The sequence below is a fragment of the Protofrankia sp. CiP1_Cm_nod2 genome (assembly GCF_920664355.1).
GTDB lineage: Bacteria > Actinomycetota > Actinomycetes > Frankiales > Frankiaceae > Protofrankia.
Map to the genome: position 1 here is coordinate 29,047 of NZ_CAKKTL010000016.1, position 1,223 is coordinate 30,269.

At 72.7% G+C, this 1,223-nt stretch carries 2 protein-coding genes; both read left to right on the plus strand.

Annotated elements, in window-relative coordinates; translation table 11 throughout:
* Nucleotides 1-187, plus strand: a 187-nt coding sequence (locus NBW84_RS03245; protein WP_250281547.1) for a hypothetical protein, incomplete at its 5' end; no start/stop codon positions are given.
* Nucleotides 184-1,223, plus strand: a 1,040-nt coding sequence (locus tag NBW84_RS03250) for a serine/threonine-protein kinase (protein WP_250281549.1), incomplete at its 3' end; no start/stop codon positions are given. The genes NBW84_RS03245 and NBW84_RS03250, both read left to right, overlap by 4 nt.

The window sequence follows — 1,223 nt, forward strand, 5'->3', positions numbered from 1 at the left end:
CGGGCACGGGAAGCCGTGGCAGCTACCGCCCCGGTCCGCCGCCCGGCCGCAGCCGCCGGACGTGGAGGTGGACGGGCACGGGCACGAAAAGCCGTGGCAGCCGCCCGCGCGGTTCTTCGACGAGGAGACCGACCCCTCCATCACCCGCCGTGCTGACTGGCATCCGCGTCAGGACGACTCCTCGTGACGATCAACCCGTCCGTGTCCGATCCGTCCGTGGCCCCACGGGCGCTGGTGGCCGCCCTGCCGCGGTACAGGCTGGGCGGGGAACTCGGCCGTGGCGGGTTCGGTGTCGTCTACGCAGCCCGGGATCCACGGCTCGACCGGGCGGTCGCCATCAAGCACCTGCCGAACCGGATCGCCGCCGACCCGCAGATGCGGCTGCGGTTCAACGAGGAAGGACGGGCCCTGGCCCGGCTGAGCCACCTGCACATCGTCACGGTCTACGAGTACGCGGACGAAGAGGTGACCGTCGACGCCACGGGCACGCCGGAACGGGTCTGCGCGCTGGTGCTAGAACACCTCCCCGGGGGGACGCTCGCGGAGCGTTTCCGCCGCATCGGGCTGACCATGGAACAGTCCTGCGCGGCCGTACTCGCCGTTCTCTCCGCGGTGCAGGCCGCCCACGACCAGGGCCTGCTGCATCGCGACATCAAACCCGGCAACGTGATGTTCGACGGTCGCGGCACCGTCAAGGTGACCGACTTCGGGCTGGCCCGGGTCATCGGCGGGGAGACCACCCTCGCCTCCCGGGACGGCCGGTTCGTGATCGCGGGCACGCCCGGGTACATGTCCCCGGAACAGTCCCGCGGCGACTACCTGGACGTCCGCACCGACATCTATTCGGCTACGGCGATGCTGTACTACCTGCTCGCCGGACACCTGCCCTACCCGACCGACGGCGGATTCCACCAGTTCCGGGCACGCCAGGACACCGCTGAGCCGCCGTCGCCTGGCGGCGAGGTGCCGCCCGGGCTCACCTGGCTTCTCATGCGTGGGCTGGCCCGGGATCCCGAGCGCAGGCCGGCGAGCGCCGAACAGCTCGCGGAGTCCGTCGCGGCCGCCGCGTCCGAGGCGTTCGGGCCCGGCTGGCTGGAGCGGTCGGGGCTGGCCGTACGGGACATCTCCCCGGCGGTGCGGACGGCCCTGGAAGCGTCGGCCCGGCGCGGCCCGTCCGGCCGTGGTGAGGAGTCCGTGCTGGTGACCGACCTGGTGCCGGCGCC